This is a genomic window from Streptomyces sp. NPDC001852 (assembly GCF_042891825.1).
Classification (GTDB): domain Bacteria; phylum Actinomycetota; class Actinomycetes; order Streptomycetales; family Streptomycetaceae; genus Streptomyces.
On sequence record NZ_JBIATN010000032.1, the window covers coordinates 69881 to 84015 of the forward strand.

Here is a 14135-nt window from a genome sequence, read left to right on the forward strand (position 1 = left end):
CCGAGTTGCATGACCGGCTGCGCGAAGCCGTCCGCATGTCTGAGGGCCGCCGGGCCGGGTCGTGGATGTCGATCTGTGCCCAGTCGTAGTACCGCTTGCCCTTCGCGCCCGCTCCGGCCGACAGCCGCTGCCAGGCCCGCTTCGGGATCCGCGCGGTCAGGGCCTTCGCCTGGAACTTCCCAGCGTGCGTGACGACGGGGTGGGTGCTGGAGACGGCCAGGACGTAGCCGATGCGGCGACGTTCCAGGACGGTCCGCAGGTGCGGGTTGTCGCCGTAGATCTCGTCTCCCGCGAACCAGCGCGCGGGTGTCCCGCCTCCAGGGCCCGCGCGACCATGCGCGCGGCGAGTTGGGCCGTGGTGGCGAACGCCAGGTTGTCGGGGATGCCCGCGCTCCTGCAGCGGTCCGGGTCCTCGGTCCACGAGCGGGACACATACAGGGCGCGGTCGATGGCCGCGTGTCCGTGGGCGGTGGAGTAGACGAGGTAGACGGCGACCTGGGAGTTCTCCGAGCGCCAACGCCGTTGCGCGGCGACGTGGTTCAATCCGCGTGAACCGGCCGGCGACGCGGCCCATCAGGTGGTCGAACATCGATCGCCACCGGGTAGGCACTACGCTGTGGCACGGGGCCACCGAGTGATCTTCGTCTGCCCACACAACTCACGATGATCAACGGTGGCCGCACCTCTTCGATGTCTCCGGTTAGTCCCGGACCAGGCAGAACGGGTGTCCTGCGGGATCGGCGAATATGCGCCAACTCCGTGTCCCATCGCCGTCGTCGAGCAGTGTGGCGCCGCGCTTGATGACGTCTTCCTGGGCCTGGTCCAGGTCCTCAACCCCGAGATCGAGGTGGAACTGCTGGGGGCGGTTGGGGTCTGGCCATTGCGGCGGCTGGTGGTCTTCCACGCGCTGGAAGGCCAGCACGAACCCACCGTCGGTGTGGAGAGTCGCCCAGTGCTCGCCGAGCGACCACCTCGGATCCGGTTGGTTCACCACGCCGCCAAGAAACGACTGGTAGAACCGGGACAGCTCAGCAACATCGGCACAGTCCAACACGAGACACTGCAGCTTCGCGACCATGCTGGGCAGCATCCCATGAGGCCTGATCAGGATCTACGACTGGAGTACTAGTACTCCAGTTGCAGCTCGCTATCGCCGCTGGTCAGGGGCTGTTTTCTGAGCATACTCAGCTGACGCGTCGTCATGTGGTCGAAGTTCGTGACCGGTGGTGCGGCGTTTGTAGTGGCAGCGCATGGCTATCGCTTGGTGGCGACGGCGCCACTGGTGCTGACCACGTTCGACCTCGACGAGTACGTCCACGCCGCCTTGAGCGCCGGAGCCAGCGGCTTCCTCCTCAAAGACGCCCGCCCCGAGGAACTCCTCGCCGGGATCCGTGCCGTGGCCGCCGGCGACGCCGTCATCGCCCCCGCCCTGACCCGCCGCATCCTGGACGAGTACGCCCACGGCCGGCCGCGCACCGGACGCGACCTCGACGAGGACCCGAGGCGGACCACGCTCACCGAGCGGGAGCGCGAGAGCCTCGAGGCCATCGGCAAGGGGTGGACCAACGGCGAGATCGCCACCCACTTCGTGCTGTCCGAGTCCACCGTGAAGACCCACGTCGGGCGGGTCCTGGCGAAGATCGGCGCCCGTGACCGCATCAAGGCCGTGATCTTCGCGTACGACATCGGCCTCGCCCGGCCCAACGCGAGCTGAGCGCACGGATCACGCCCTGGCCCCGCTCCTCGTGCCGGATTCGCGCACGAGCACGGTGACCGCCACGACGACCGCGAGCACGGCCACCGCCGCCAGCGTCCCGGGCGTGCCCGCCGACCGCACGGCCACCGCGCCCAGCGCGGCACCGGCGATGAGGGTGAGCACACTGAGCGTCTGTCGGCGCGACGTCGACGCCGTGCGCTCCTCCGCGCGGCCCGCGACCAGGCCGGTCAACGTGCTGGTCATCACCGTGGTGGTGAGCCCCGCCAGGCCGAGCCGACGGACCGCCGCGTTCTGCATGCCCAGCGCCACCGCGCACAACAGGATCGGCAGCGCCTTCCCGTCACCGTACGACCAGTTCAGGGCCGCCGCGACGAACAGCACCGCTTCCAGCGCGGCGCAGACGCCGAGCAGCGACCGGTGGTCGACATGGCGGGGTGCCACCGCGCGCACCAGCAGGGCACCCGCGACAAAGCCGCCGAGGGCCACCACGGGACCGGCGGCGGAGGACTCCGGCGACGCGGCGAGCGACAGGCCGACGAGGACGAGGTTGCCCGTCATGTTGGCCACGAAGACATGCCCCAGGCCGAGCAGGCTGACCGCGTCGACCACCCCGCTGAGCAGGGTCAGCACCAGCAGCGGCGACAGCAGCCGGTCGTCCTGGCCCACCAGTTCCCTCGTCGCCGCGAACAACCGGGTGGCCCGCCCGCGTTCGATCGCCCCGCCGCTCATACCAATCCCTGTCCCCGGCACCTCAGACCGCCACCACCGGCCGGTACACCGGCTCCCACATGGCCTCCCGCACCCGCTCCTCGATGCGGTCGTCCACCCGCTCGCGGGCGACGCCGTCCTCGGCCGCGGCCCGTGCCACGGCGACCGCCACGGCGGCGGAGGTGCGCCGCAGGTCCCGGGTGTGGGGGAGGAGCGAGGCGCCCTGTTCCGTGGAGTCCACCTGCTCGGCGACGGCGTGGGCGGCGGCGGACAGCATGGAGTCGGTGACGCGGGTGGCGCGGGTGACGACGGCGCCGAGGCCGAGGCCGGGGAAGATGAGCGCGTTGTTGGCCTGGCCGATCTCGTAGGTGACCCCGCCGCTGGTCACCGGCTCGAAGGGGCTGCCGGTCGCGACGAGCGCACGGCCGTCGGTCCAGTCCAGCAGCTCGGAGGGCACGGCCTCGGCGAGCCGGGTGGGGTTGGACATCGGCAGGACGATCGGGCGCTCGGTGTGCTCGGCCATCTCCCGCACGATGCTCTCGGTGAAGGCACCGCCTTGTCCCGAGGTGCCGATCAGCACGGTGGGCCGCACCCGGCGCACCACCTCCTCCAGCGAGTAGCCGCCGACCTCATCGTCCCGCTGCCAGTCGGCGACCTCGTCGACGGACCGCGCGTAGGGGGCCTGGAAGTCGCGCAGACCCTCCTGGCCTCGGGTGACCAGCCCGTAGCGGTCCACGGCCCAGAAACGGGCGGTGGCCTCCTGACGGCTCAGCCCCTCCGCGACCATGGCGTCCCGCAGCTGGTCGGCGATGCCCATGCCCGCCGTACCGGCGCCGAAGACCACGACCCGTTGCTCGGGCAACGGCATCCCGCTGGCCCGAACGCCGGACAGCACGGCGGCCAGGTTGACCGCGCCCGTGCCCTGGATGTCGTCGTTGAAGACGAAGTGCTCACCCCGGTAGCGGTCGAGGATGCGGCGCGCGTTGGCCGGACCGAAGTCCTCGAAGTGCAGCAGCGCGTCGGGGAAGAGGCGCTCCGCGGTGCTGACGTAGCGCTCGATGAACGCGTCGTAGGTCTCGGTGTCCACCCGGGGGTGGCGGTTGCCCAGGTACAGCGGGTCGTCGAGGAGCTGCTTGCGGTTGGTGCCGACATCGAGGACGACGGCGAGCGTGCGGGCCGGGTCGATGCCGGCGGCGGCCGTGTAGACGGCGAGCTTGCCGACGGAGATGTCGATGCCGCCCACGCCCCAGTCGCCGATGCCCAGGATGGCCTCGCCGTCGGTCGCCACGACCAGGTCGACGTCCTCGGCGCCCAGTCCGGAGGCGCGCAGGGCCCGTTCCATGTCCTCGGGCGCGTCGACCGACAGGTAGATGCCCCGCGGCCGCCGGTACTCGGTGCTGTACCGCTCGATGGCCGTACCGACCGTCGGCGTGTACACGATGGGCAGCATCTCCGAGAGGTGATCGCTCAGCAGCCGGTAGAACAGCACCTCGTTGCGGTCGTGCAGGGCCGCGAGGTTGACGTGCTTGGCCAGGTCGGTGGGCTGGGCCGAGTACTGGCCGTACGCCCGGTCGGCCTGCTGGTCGAGGGTCAGGACCCGGGGCGGGACCAGCCCGTCCAGGCCCAGCTCCCGGCGCTCCTGCTCGGTGAACGCCGTGCCGCGGTTCAGCCGGGGGTCGGCCAGTACGGCGCGGCCGCGCGCGGAGGTCTCGAACCGGTCGGCGCGGGCCTTCCACTGGGTACTCATCGTCGCTCCAGACGTGTCCGGGGTCGCGACCCGTCGGTCGCCCTGTCCCTCCCAGGGTGGCGCCGGAAGTTCCATGCGTCCAATGAGTGAATGCGCGGGAATCCATGCGCCAGTAGCATGGATGGCATGGACCTGCAGGTACTGCGCTGCTTCGTGGCCGTGGCGGACGGCGCGACGGTGACCCAGGCCGCGGCGGAGGCGCACCTGACCCAGCCGGCCCTTTCCCGGGCCCTGCGGCGCCTGGAGACCGAGGTCGGGGCCGAGCTCTTCCAGCAGGTGGGGCGCGTCCTGCGGCTCACGCCGGCCGGCCGCGCGTTCAAGGACCACGCGGAGGCGGCGCTGGAGCGGCTGGACCGCGGACTGCGCGCGGTCCACGAGACGGTGGCCCCCGAGGCGGGTCTCATCCCGCTGGCCTTCCTGCACTCGCTGGGCACCTGGCTGCTGCCCCCTCTGATCACCGGCTTCCGCGAGCGCTTCCCGCTCTCCCGGTTCGAGCTGCGCCAGGGGAGTGAGGCCGACCTCGTGGCCGCGCTGCTCGACGGCACCGCCGACCTGCTCCTGACCGCCGGCGACCCCGGCCACCGCCTGATCACCTGGCGCCGTCTGCTGGTCGAGCCGCTGTGGCTGGCCGTACCTCCCCGGCACCGGCTGGCCCAGCGCCGACGGGCGCGGCTGACCGAGGTCGCCGAGGAGCCGTTCATCCTGCTGCGGAACGAACAGGGCCTGCGCTCGGTGACCGAGGCACTGTGCGCCCAGGCCGGTTTCAGCCCCCGGGTGGGCTTCGAGGGGGACGAGGTGGCCACCCTGCGCGGTCTGGTCGGGGCCGGGCTGGGCGTCGCCCTCGTACCGCGCCCGCACGCCGCCGCGCCCACCGGCGGACCGTCGTACCTCCAGGTCACCGACGTGGCGGCGGCCCGGGACATCGGTATCGCCTGGCTGACTCCACGCACCCTGCCACCGAACTCCACCCGGTTCCTGGACCACGTACGCGCCCACGCGGAGGCGGTGGCCGAGCAGGAGATCCTGGCGTAGTGGGCCGGCCGGAAGACGTTGCCCGAGCCGGCGGTTCCCCGCCAGGGACGGCCCGACGCGGGCGGGGGACCGGCCGGACGGCATCCCGCTCCTGGCAGGATGGCGGCATGGAACGTGTGCTGGGAATCGGTGGTTACTTCCTGCGGGCCACCGACCCGCAGGGGCTGAGCGCGTGGTACCGCGAGTGCCTGGGGCTGGACGCCGACGACAACGGGCTGTGGCGCCAGGAGACCGGCCCCACCGTGTTCGCGGCCTTCGAGTCCGGGACCGACTACTTCGGGTCCCGGACCCAGCGGACCATGCTCAACTTCCGGGTCCGCGACCTGGACGCCATGCTCGCCCAGCTGCGCGAGAAGGGAGCGGAGGTGCACCCGGAGACCCAGGACATGGAGGGCGTCGGGCGCTTCGGCTGGGTCACCGATCCGGAGGGCAACCGGATCGAACTGTGGCAGCCCGCCTGACCGTCACCGCGTGCGCCGCTCCGTCAGCCAGTACAGCAGCGCCAGGACGGGAAGGGCCGCGCCCAGCACGGACATGGCGCCCCAGCCCGCCGCGTGGTAGGCGAGGGACCCGAGCTGTGAGCCCAGGGCGCCGCCCGCGAAGAAGATGGCGATGAAGGTGCTGTTGAGGCGGGACCGGGCGGCCGGGTCCAGCCGGCAGCGAGCGGCGCACGTCGCTGCCGGACATCGACCTCGACGTGGCCCGCAGGATGTGCACAGGTCGCTGTGGTGGAGCCCGGCCCGGCACCTGGCGCATATCAGCCGATGAGGGTGCGCAGGACGGGCACGCCGCCTCCGGCACTGAGGAGGCCGGCGAGAACGGCACTGGCGCTCGGATTGCCACTGAGGAACGTGAGGCCGCCGACGACCAGACCGATGACGAACGCTGCCAAGAGGATGATGGCTGTGTGCTGCGTCATGAACGGGCCTTGCTGTACCGGCTCGGGTTGATTCGGTGGCGTAGGGGAGGACGCTGAACTCACGTGCTGCTCCATCGGTGTTGGTGTGTCGGATGCCCGCTTCTACGTCGTGCCTGGCCCTGCACCCCACGGATTGATTCGAGGCTCACATGGGCTCCGGGAAATCTTGAGAAGATCCGTGGGGTGTCCCGGCGTGGCGCACTTACAAGAAGGGCGACCGGACGACCGGAGGGGAGAGGTATGGAGGGCGACGAGACGGGCGGGCAGTCCGCGGCCGCGCGTGCTCGCGACTTACAGCCTTCAGGTCAGCCGGGCCCCCTGGGTGCTCCCGTGTCCGAAGACGGCCTCTCCCAGCTGAACGGGGGTGACCGCCGCGAGGCCGAGCAGCTGCAGGAGAGGATCGATGCCGACGAGCAGCTCTTCGCCGTGCTTGCCCGGGATGGCTTCGCGGGGACGCTTTACGAGCGGTTCGTGGACGAGCTGGTCCGCTACGGCATTTCGGTTCTGCGGGGTTGGATGTACTCCGGGTTCATCTTCACCCTGCTTGCCGACCGCGGCTTCGGCCTCCACCCCCGCGAGTGCGAACTGGAAAAACTGGTTTCGGACGGCGACCTGCGGGAGGAGCTAGCGATCATGACCGTAGCTACCGCCCTGCCCCGCTTCAGACAGCGAGCGTTCATCGAAGGCGGCTGGACCTCTGCCGGCGGCGCGAGTATCACCACCTACTTCGTCGGAGCCTGCGCCTACGACTTCCCCAACGAGTTCCGTCGGTGGCAGACCGGCGAGTTACGGCACCGCCTCGCCCTGCAACGCCTGCAAGAGCGCTACGAGGCTCCCATCAGCCAGGTCAGCGCCGCCGACGAAGTCCTAGGCAAAATGGAGGTGCAGGAGTGCCTGAGCCGCATCAAGGACGCACGGACTCGGGCGGCCGTGGCTCTGACCATCGACGACTATTCGCAGGAGGAAATCCGCCAGGTCTTGAGTGCAGCATCGGTCCGCGTGATCGAAGGCCTGATCCACCGATGGCGGACCAAGGAGAAGCGGGACTGGGACAGGGAAGAAGGTGACCAGCATGGCCAACCACAAGGACGATGACTTCGAGGCATTGCTGGAGAGGTCGTCCCTGGGTAGCCCGGCTGCCCGACGCCTGCGCGAACGCACCCCACTCAGCCGGTCCGGCACCGTGCGCAGGATCATCAAGCTGCGCAATCGGATCGCACATCATGGTGATGACCTGGATGGGGCTCGGCAGTCCGCTCGCGAACTTGTCCAGCTGCTTGATGACATGGGTTTCCGCACCGAAAGCGAAGTCCCCGACGAGCTGCTCAGCGCAGCACGGCTTGCCGAGAGCATGCTCGCGCCTGACGTTCCTGATGATCTCCCGGGCACCGACCGTCCGGTTCTTCCCCAGCCGACACCGGCACGTCCGTCCCCTGATCTGCGCACCGTACTACCTGTCGCAGACGCGGAAGACATGCCGGAACTCTTGGAAAGTCCTGCTTTCGTCCTCACCGGCTCCGACAACCAGACGTCCCAAGCGCACGAGCAGTCTTCCCAGCAGTGGCCCTCGCGCAGCCTGCTCGGAACGCTGACACCACCGGCACGACAGGAACTGCTCGGCCTGGGTACCCAGGTCCGGTTCGATGCGGGCGATGTGCTCCTGAGGGAGGGGGCGACTGACCGCCATTCCCTTCTGCTGGTGTCCGGTATCGCCAAGGTCACAGCCCGCGCGGAGAGCGGTGATCCCTTGCTCATCGCCTTCACGGCTGCTGGGGATACGGTTGGAGAGATGGCGGCTCTGGACGGGGCGCCACGCTCGGCGACGGTCACCGCCTGTGGCCCGATGACCGCCCGCGCGTTGCACCCAGGCGTGCTGCGGGAGCTGTTGATGCGCCGCCCTGAGGTCGCGGCTGCCCTGACTGCCATGGCTAGCAACCGGCTGCGCTTCGCGAACCAACAGCGGCTGAACTTCCTCAGCTACCCGGCGAAGGTGCGCTTGGCCCGGCTGTTGGTGGACCTCGCCGCGTCATATGGATCTCCCACGCATTCCGGAGTGGTGATCCGCCTTCGGCTGACACAGTCAGAGCTGGCCACAATGGTCGGCACTGCCGAGCCCGCGATCCACAAGGCACTGCGTGAACTACGCAATGAGCGCCTGCTGGAGACCAGCTACCGTTCGACTGTCCTCCCGGACCTGCACCGACTCACGGAGCTTGCGGAGCTGGCAGCCGAGTGACCGCAGACATGGAGAGCCAGGCGGGCGGTAGAACACGCATCAACGAGCCCGGGCCTTGAACCGGCTGGTTGTGCGTTACTGACTTCAGCTGGTCAGGGTGATGTTGGCTCGTCGAAGGTCAGGCCGGTGCCCGCTATGAAGCCGTAGAGGGTGTCGGGCCGGTACTGAAGTCGTTTGAGCCGGTTGCGGACGAGGGCCTCGAGCCCGTCGAGCGCGACCACGGCGAGGTTGGCCAGGCTGCGCTTGATGTGCGCCCATACCCACTCGACGAGGTTGAGGTCGGGCGAGTAGGCGGGCAGCAGGAACCCCGTCAGCCATGCACGCTCGGCGATCAGCTCACGCATGGCGTGGGAGACATGGGTGTTCAAGCGGCCCCACACCAGCACGATCGGCGCTTTGACGAGCTGGTGAGCGCCGTCGATCAGCGCGATGAAGTCGCGCTCTCCCATGCTGCGGCGGTTGCCCTTGCCCGAGGCGTGGGTGCGCAGGCGGTGGCACAGCCGGGGCCGGGAGCCGGGCCTCATGGCGATCAGTCCGGCCACGGAGAGCCGTCCCGAACGTCTTCCGCTCACCGTCACCTGCGGAGTCACTCCGCGTCGGCCCCAGGTGCGTCCTTTGGGTGGCCGGCGGGTGAAGCCTGCCTCGTCCTCGAAGCAGATGTAGCCTCCGCGGGCCGCCCGGGCTCTCTTACCTCGGCCCAGGTCGCCTCCTTCCAGACGGTGACGGCCTGCTCGTCGCGCTCGGCGACCCGCCGCGCGGGGACCTGCGGGCTGAAGCCGAGCCGGTGCATCAGCCTCGTCGCGCCGGAGACGCTGTAGGAGACGTGGAACTTCCTGCCGATCAGCGTGGCCACCCTCGCCGCGGTCCACACATGGTCCTCCACCCAGCCGTGCGCGGACGGGCCCTCATCGAGGTACGCGGCCAGCTTCTCCAGACAGCGCGGGGACAGGCGGCATCGCGATCCGCTCGGGCCACGGGAGGTCAGAGCCTGCACGCCGCCGTTCCGCCACAACTGGCGCCGCTGGTAGGCCGACTTCGGGCTCACCCGCAGGCGCCGTGCGACCTCCAGCGGCTTGATCTTCTGTTCGAATAGCCCGGCCGCCTGCATCCGTACCGTCTCCCGGCGCTGACGTCCCGCAGAGGTCAGCCCGCCCCCATCCGCATACCTCACACACCACGTAATACATCCACTACCCAAGGCCAACAGGCACTTCAGGAGGGATCACCCTGACGAGCCGAAGTCAGTAAAAGTCAAGCGGGATCGGCGATGACGCCTCGGCAGGCACGGTTCATTCGCCCGCGGTGCCTTCGGCCTCCCAGCGCAGCAGGTCGCCCGGCTGGCACTCGAGCACCTCGCAGAGCGCGGCGAGCGTCGCAAAGCGCACCGCCTTGGCGCGGCCGTTCTTGAGTACCGCCAGGTTGGCGGGCGTGATCCCTACGCGGTCCGCGAGGTCGCCCACGGACATCTTCCGCCGGGCCAGCATCACGTCGATGTCGACGGCGATCGGCATCAGATCACCTCGTCCAACTCGGCCCGCATCTGCGCCGCTTCGACGTCGCGGGCGACGGCCTGGGCGAGCAGCATTCTCAGCACGAGCACGATGAGCGCGACTCCCAGGATGGCCACGCCAATCCCGCCCATGATGAGGGTGACGCCCGGGTCGTCCCGCTGGCCGGGCGCATTCAGAGCCGTAACCGCGAACCACACGAGGGCAGCAGCGCCGATCGCGCCGATCACGCCGTCCACGTAGCGGAAGGAGGCGTGGGAGAACACGGTTCCGCTTCGCACCATCGACACCAGCCGCCCTACGCAGACCACGGCGACCTGGACCGACACCATGCCCAGGATCGTCATCACGCGCAGCGCGGTCAGCGGAAGCGACCCGTCCTCCGGATCGCTCCCGGTGACCAAGACCCACACCATCCCGGCCTGTACGAACACGGTGCCGGCGAGCACCACCACGAGCACGGCACGCAGCGCACCCACGGTCAGCTTTCCCATGGCCCATCCTTCCATCGAATTGCGATCGGAATCTATCGATTTTCGATAGGCTGAGCAAGAGCTGGGAGGGAGGCGGCCGGCGGTCTCCCCCCCCATGGCGGGGCACCGCCGCCCCCTCCCGTGGCGTGGCGTGCACGCGAAGGTTCTTCAACTTGTCGAAGCTGGCCTCGCTTGGTCACGCATCGGATGCCGTCCGACTACGCCGAAGCCTTGGTCTCATTCCCTCGGCCCGACACCATGCGCCTACGCCTTTGACCTGACGGCCAAAAGGCGGTGTGGTGCTCCGATTGGACTCCAGCGCGTGCCGCTTCTGACAGGTTATGAGGTCTTTCGATACCGTTCGCGAAGTATGCGAGCGGCTGGAGCCCCATGGACAGCGTTGTCGACAGAAGAGATCAATTGCGCGGACTTAGGACGCAGCGCGTTCTTGTCTGCCTGTCAGTCTTGGCGGCACTGGGCGCCATGCTGGGAATCGCGCCCACCGCGCATGCGGCCTCGACGATCGTCGTACCCCGCGATTACCGGACGATCCAGGCTGCGGTAAACGCAGCCCCCTCCGGCAGCACGATCGTCGTCAGGGGAGGGATCTACACGGAACAGGTCGTGATCAGGGGCAAGAACCTGACGCTGGAGGGCGTTGGCGGTCCGGTCATCAAGTCGCCCAGGACGCTCAGTTCCTTTGCCCAGGACACGCGGTCGAATCGTCCGGTGACAAGCGTCGTGCGGATCACGAATGGCGCGCACGTACGGATGTCCGGGTTCTCGGTGACTGGGCCGCTTCCGTGCGGCACGACGTCCGCCGGTGTCACCGCACTGCAGGATGCGAGGCTCGACCTCTCGGATTCGCGGATCACGGACATGCATCCAGCCTCATCCTGTCCCGCAGATCAGGCGGGGGGCCGGGGTGTCGTCTTCGGCTTGCCGAGCTTCGTCCAGGTGAACGGCGTGTCCGGCAGCAGGGCCTCCGGGAGCGTCCGCCGGGTAAAGATCGCTCGCTATTTGCTCGACGGCATCAACGTAGCCGGACCTGACGAGGGCTCGCCTGCGCGGGTAGTGGTGAGGGACAGCGCCATTGCCGGCGGGTCGCAGATTCCGGTCGAGCAGTTCGGCATCTCCATCGGGAACGCGGTGGCAACCGTCAGGAACAACACAATCTCTGACTCGGTGTGCACCGACCCCGCATGCGGACCGGACCCGATCACCCAGTTGCAGTCCGGCGGCGTCTTCGCAGGCTTCGGCGCTCCTGCGGGCACCACCGTCTCCGGTAACCACATCTCCAGGACCGATACCGGCATCTACCAGTTCGCGAGCCCGGACTGTTGCCGGATCAGGTCCAACTTCCTCAGGAATAACCGCTTCTTTGGGATCGCGATTCAGGACGGGAACGGTGCGACCCACCACAACGTCATCACCGGCGGGCAGGTCGGCATCGGCGTTGTCGCTGACTCGGTCGACACCACGGCCATGCTCCACGGCGACCGGATCACCGGTACGACCGTAGCGCCGGTCCGGGAAATCCAGTGCTGCGGGTTCACGGCGACCGCTGTCGTCAAGCCTGACTGAGCTTCTTCAGAGTGGCCGCCGATCGGGTGGCAGCTGCCGGGGCGGCAGCGCTGAGCGTGCTGCTGGGAGCTCGTCGTGCGGCGGCGACGGCAGGGACGCTGCTGGCCCTGGCCTGTGTCCCGGGCTCAGTACGCCGGATTCTGGAGATCACCGCAGCGGATCAAGTGCTGCGGATCTTTGACACCGTCGCCGACGCCGTGGCCGCGCTGAGCGGCTGACCGGCGCGCCCTCGGGTGGTCCACTCCCGGTGTGCGGTCGTCGGTGGCGGGAAGAACCGACCACCACTTGCAGTGGCCAGGGCAGTGCGCCGCGGCAGCCCACCGGGTGCTGGTTCAGACGGAATTGTCCACGGCCGCCGTTGCGGTGGCTTGGGCTGCTGCGGTTGCGGCGCGGCCGCGGGCGCTCGCCCGCCGGGCGTAGGTCATCGTCCAGTAGACCAGTACGCCGATCACGGCATACGGCAGGAAACTGTTGACGGTCACCATCTGGCTGTGGGACAGCCGGTACACGAGCACGATGCGCAGCACCGCCTCCAGGATGAAGGCCAAGCCCCAGACGATCGTGAGATTGCGCTGTACTCGGCGGAAACCCGGGTACTGCCACATGCCATTCCACCAGGCGATCATCTGCGGAGTGCCGTCCGTGGCGAACTTGCGGCCGAAGTAGAACATCAGCGGGCGCGGCGCGGCCAGCGTTGCCAGGTACACCACCCCGAGCAGACCGGTGACGAAGGAGTCCTTGGCCAGCAGCAGCCGCGGGTCGTCGGGCCCGACGAGGGAGATGACGAGGGTGAGCGCCACGAAAGTCAGTGAGACGAGGGCGAATTCGTCGATCCGCCGGTGCCAGGCGAGGTAGATCGCGATGTCCAGCGCCGGGCCGAGGCCGGAGAAGAGGATGGCGACGGACTCGCTGTAGCCGTGGTCGTGCAACTGGTTGTAGATGAGGATGGGCGCGACCACGTTGAGAGCGATGGTGACCAGCCAGCCCGCAGCGGCGGTCGACCGCTTTCGGGCAGGAGGCTGCGGAGTAGCAGCAGACATGCGTTTCCCCCGGGAACGGATGCTTCAGAAGGCGACGTGCAGAGGCCCGGCGTGATCCGGCGGCCATCTGAACCGCGCATATTCTTGCTGATCTTGGACTCTGATGGCTAGTACTCCAGCTGGACTTCTCCATTTTCGCTGGTCAATGGCCCGGAGGTGGGGCTGGGCAGCGAGTTGGGTGTGAGTGGGGCGAGGCGGACTGCGATGCTGGGGTCACTTTGCAGGTGGGACCTGGGTGCGCTGGATCTACGGCTCGGGTGTACGCGATGGATCGTCCGATCTGACTCACCGCGCCCGCAGGATCGCTGCCGACTCCTCGTCCAGGGGCAGGAAGGCCTCCAGATGCAGCTCCGCCACCGTGACGTCGACGGCGGTGGCGAACGTGGTCCGGGCCGCGAGCAGCAGTGCGTTGCGTTCGCGCAGTGTGAGACCGAGGGATGCGGCCAGGCGCAGCACGATGGCCCGCCCCGGCTGGGAGCGGCCGCGTTCGAGGCCTACATCGGCGCCGGTGTGCCCTCCGGGGCTCCGGTGCCGGGCTTGGGCTGACCGGCCGCACCGGTCGGCGCGCGAACACCCGGGCCGGGGGCGCGTCCGGCGCGCCGGACGGGGTCGGGGGCACCCGTGGGCCCGGATGACCGGCCGGGGGACCGGGACCCGTGCCCGACGAGCTCGAACCCCGCACCACTGGAGGTGATCAGGCGCCGCGCTCCCGGTCTCCGGTACGCCGGCCCCGAACCTTCCCTGAAGCCGGGGATTCAACTGTCGTCAGCCGCTCCCGCGCTCCGATGGAAGTCCTCCCAGGCCTGCCGCTGGATCTCCTCGGTGTCCGCGAGGAGCTCCTCCAGGGGCTCCGCGGGCCCCGACGGGGGAGGGGGCAGGTGGGCGAGCGTGTCGTAGAGGTACGCGCAGGCTTCGGCTTCGGTCCCGAAGCGCCGCATGACACTGTCCTCGGAGCGTTGGCGCAGGCCGACGGCCCAGGCAGCCGCCTCACGGCGCAGGAAGTAGTAGGCGTCCAGCTGGATGGGCACCTCGTGGACACCGGCAATCTCGTAGAACGCCTCGGGAACGGCGGCCTCGCGGAGTCGTTCGACGAGTTCTGCGCTGTCCATCGGGGTGTCCCTCCGCCTGCCCGGCACAAGCTGGTGGCCTCGCCGGGTAGGTGCCGAGGCCA

Annotated in this window: 17 protein-coding genes and 2 pseudogenes; 7 read left to right on the forward strand and 12 right to left on the reverse strand. The window is 69.1% G+C overall.

Annotated features, from left to right (window positions below):
- Window positions 1-10: 10 nt before the first annotated feature.
- Window positions 11-549, reverse strand: a pseudogene (locus ACFYZB_RS38285) (transposase); the annotation flags it as partial.
- Between the two features lie 151 nt (window positions 550-700).
- A complete protein-coding gene (locus ACFYZB_RS38290) occupies window positions 701-1078 on the reverse strand; it encodes a VOC family protein (protein ID WP_388766335.1) in 378 nt (125 codons plus the stop codon).
- A 201-nt stretch (window positions 1079-1279) separates the two neighbouring features.
- On the opposite strand from ACFYZB_RS38290, the pseudogene ACFYZB_RS38295 reads away from it, so the two are divergent.
- Window positions 1280-1714, forward strand: a pseudogene (locus tag ACFYZB_RS38295) (LuxR C-terminal-related transcriptional regulator); the annotation flags it as partial.
- Between the two features lie 9 nt (window positions 1715-1723).
- Here ACFYZB_RS38295 and ACFYZB_RS38300 read toward each other — a convergent pair.
- Complete coding sequence (locus tag ACFYZB_RS38300; protein WP_388766337.1) at window positions 1724-2446, reverse strand: YoaK family protein; 723 nt, start codon at window positions 2444-2446, stop codon at window positions 1724-1726.
- Between the two features lie 22 nt (window positions 2447-2468).
- Complete coding sequence (locus tag ACFYZB_RS38305; protein WP_388766338.1) at window positions 2469-4172, reverse strand: NAD-dependent malic enzyme; 1704 nt, start codon at window positions 4170-4172, stop codon at window positions 2469-2471.
- 126 nt (window positions 4173-4298) lie between these two features.
- Here ACFYZB_RS38305 and ACFYZB_RS38310 point away from each other — a divergent pair, with 126 nt between their 5' ends.
- A complete protein-coding gene (locus tag ACFYZB_RS38310; RefSeq protein ID WP_388766339.1) occupies window positions 4299-5204 on the forward strand; it encodes a LysR family transcriptional regulator in 906 nt (301 codons plus the stop codon).
- Window positions 5205-5311: 107 nt separating this feature from the next.
- Window positions 5312-5665, forward strand: coding sequence for a VOC family protein (locus ACFYZB_RS38315; RefSeq protein WP_388766340.1), 354 nt, complete (start codon window positions 5312-5314; stop codon window positions 5663-5665).
- A gap of 296 nt (window positions 5666-5961) precedes the next feature.
- Here ACFYZB_RS38315 and ACFYZB_RS38320 read toward each other — a convergent pair whose 3' ends face one another.
- Window positions 5962-6123: a hypothetical protein gene (locus ACFYZB_RS38320; RefSeq protein WP_388766341.1), complete on the reverse strand. Its 162-nt coding sequence runs from the start codon at window positions 6121-6123 to the stop codon at window positions 5962-5964.
- Between the two features lie 330 nt (window positions 6124-6453).
- On the opposite strand from ACFYZB_RS38320, the gene ACFYZB_RS38325 reads away from it, so the two are divergent.
- Window positions 6454-7218, forward strand: a complete 765-nt coding sequence (locus ACFYZB_RS38325; RefSeq protein ID WP_388766343.1) for a hypothetical protein — start codon at window positions 6454-6456, stop codon at window positions 7216-7218.
- Window positions 7196-8359 (forward strand): Crp/Fnr family transcriptional regulator, encoded by a 1164-nt coding sequence (locus ACFYZB_RS38330; RefSeq protein WP_388766344.1) that lies wholly within the window; start codon window positions 7196-7198, stop codon window positions 8357-8359. Before ACFYZB_RS38325 ends, ACFYZB_RS38330 begins: the two co-directional genes overlap by 23 nt.
- Window positions 8360-8451: 92 nt before the next feature.
- Here the strand turns inward: ACFYZB_RS38330 and ACFYZB_RS38335 are convergent, their stop codons facing one another.
- The 4 genes from ACFYZB_RS38335 to ACFYZB_RS38350 all read right to left on the reverse strand — a co-directional run bounded on the left by ACFYZB_RS38335 (window position 8452) and on the right by ACFYZB_RS38350 (window position 10361).
- Window positions 8452-9060 carry a transposase gene (locus tag ACFYZB_RS38335; protein ID WP_388766417.1) on the reverse strand — a complete coding sequence of 203 codons (609 nt, stop codon included), beginning with the start codon at window positions 9058-9060 and terminating at the stop codon, window positions 8452-8454.
- Window positions 8946-9506, reverse strand: a complete 561-nt coding sequence (locus tag ACFYZB_RS38340; protein WP_388766418.1) for a winged helix-turn-helix domain-containing protein — start codon at window positions 9504-9506, stop codon at window positions 8946-8948. The genes ACFYZB_RS38335 and ACFYZB_RS38340 overlap by 115 nt, the downstream gene beginning before the upstream one ends.
- Before the next feature lie 142 nt (window positions 9507-9648).
- Window positions 9649-9870 carry a helix-turn-helix domain-containing protein gene (locus ACFYZB_RS38345; protein WP_388766346.1) on the reverse strand — a complete coding sequence of 74 codons (222 nt, stop codon included), beginning with the start codon at window positions 9868-9870 and terminating at the stop codon, window positions 9649-9651.
- Entirely contained in the window at window positions 9870-10361 is a 492-nt protein-coding gene (locus tag ACFYZB_RS38350; RefSeq protein ID WP_388766347.1) for a DUF2975 domain-containing protein, read from the reverse strand. The genes ACFYZB_RS38345 and ACFYZB_RS38350 overlap by 1 nt, the downstream gene beginning before the upstream one ends.
- Window positions 10362-10730: 369 nt before the next feature.
- Here ACFYZB_RS38350 and ACFYZB_RS38355 point away from each other — a divergent pair, with 369 nt between their 5' ends.
- Window positions 10731-11924, forward strand: coding sequence for a nitrous oxide reductase family maturation protein NosD (locus ACFYZB_RS38355; RefSeq protein WP_388766348.1), 1194 nt, complete (start codon window positions 10731-10733; stop codon window positions 11922-11924).
- 26 nt (window positions 11925-11950) lie between these two features.
- Window positions 11951-12142, forward strand: a complete 192-nt coding sequence (locus ACFYZB_RS38360) for an STAS domain-containing protein (RefSeq protein ID WP_388766350.1) — start codon at window positions 11951-11953, stop codon at window positions 12140-12142.
- Between the two features lie 114 nt (window positions 12143-12256).
- Here the strand turns inward: ACFYZB_RS38360 and ACFYZB_RS38365 are convergent, their stop codons facing one another.
- From ACFYZB_RS38365 to ACFYZB_RS38375, 3 genes are all read right to left on the reverse strand, one after another.
- Window positions 12257-12964 (reverse strand): VC0807 family protein, encoded by a 708-nt coding sequence (locus ACFYZB_RS38365; protein WP_351217578.1) that lies wholly within the window; start codon window positions 12962-12964, stop codon window positions 12257-12259.
- Between the two features lie 285 nt (window positions 12965-13249).
- On the reverse strand, window positions 13250-13420 hold the full coding sequence (locus tag ACFYZB_RS38370; RefSeq protein WP_388766352.1) for a hypothetical protein: 171 nt from the start codon (window positions 13418-13420) through the stop codon (window positions 13250-13252).
- Between the two features lie 299 nt (window positions 13421-13719).
- Complete coding sequence (locus ACFYZB_RS38375) at window positions 13720-14073, reverse strand: hypothetical protein (RefSeq protein WP_388766354.1); 354 nt, start codon at window positions 14071-14073, stop codon at window positions 13720-13722.
- Window positions 14074-14135: the final 62 nt, after the last annotated feature.

What these genes read in the sequence shown, in the direction of transcription:
- ACFYZB_RS38290 (WP_388766335.1), bottom strand. Translation starts at nt 1,078, where the DNA reads ATGGTCGCGAAGCTGCAGTGTCTCGTGTTGGACTGTGCCGATGTTGCT.
- ACFYZB_RS38300 (WP_388766337.1), bottom strand. Translation starts at nt 2,446, where the DNA reads ATGAGCGGCGGGGCGATCGAACGCGGGCGGGCCACCCGGTTGTTCGCG.
- ACFYZB_RS38305 (WP_388766338.1), bottom strand. Translation starts at nt 4,172, where the DNA reads ATGAGTACCCAGTGGAAGGCCCGCGCCGACCGGTTCGAGACCTCCGCG.
- ACFYZB_RS38310 (WP_388766339.1), top strand. Translation starts at nt 4,299, where the DNA reads ATGGACCTGCAGGTACTGCGCTGCTTCGTGGCCGTGGCGGACGGCGCG.
- ACFYZB_RS38315 (WP_388766340.1), top strand. Translation starts at nt 5,312, where the DNA reads ATGGAACGTGTGCTGGGAATCGGTGGTTACTTCCTGCGGGCCACCGAC.
- ACFYZB_RS38320 (WP_388766341.1), bottom strand. Translation starts at nt 6,123, where the DNA reads ATGACGCAGCACACAGCCATCATCCTCTTGGCAGCGTTCGTCATCGGT.
- ACFYZB_RS38330 (WP_388766344.1), top strand. Translation starts at nt 7,196, where the DNA reads ATGGCCAACCACAAGGACGATGACTTCGAGGCATTGCTGGAGAGGTCG.
- ACFYZB_RS38345 (WP_388766346.1), bottom strand. Translation starts at nt 9,870, where the DNA reads ATGCCGATCGCCGTCGACATCGACGTGATGCTGGCCCGGCGGAAGATG.
- ACFYZB_RS38350 (WP_388766347.1), bottom strand. Translation starts at nt 10,361, where the DNA reads ATGGGAAAGCTGACCGTGGGTGCGCTGCGTGCCGTGCTCGTGGTGGTG.
- ACFYZB_RS38355 (WP_388766348.1), top strand. Translation starts at nt 10,731, where the DNA reads ATGGACAGCGTTGTCGACAGAAGAGATCAATTGCGCGGACTTAGGACG.
- ACFYZB_RS38365 (WP_351217578.1), bottom strand. Translation starts at nt 12,964, where the DNA reads ATGTCTGCTGCTACTCCGCAGCCTCCTGCCCGAAAGCGGTCGACCGCC.
- ACFYZB_RS38375 (WP_388766354.1), bottom strand. Translation starts at nt 14,073, where the DNA reads ATGGACAGCGCAGAACTCGTCGAACGACTCCGCGAGGCCGCCGTTCCC.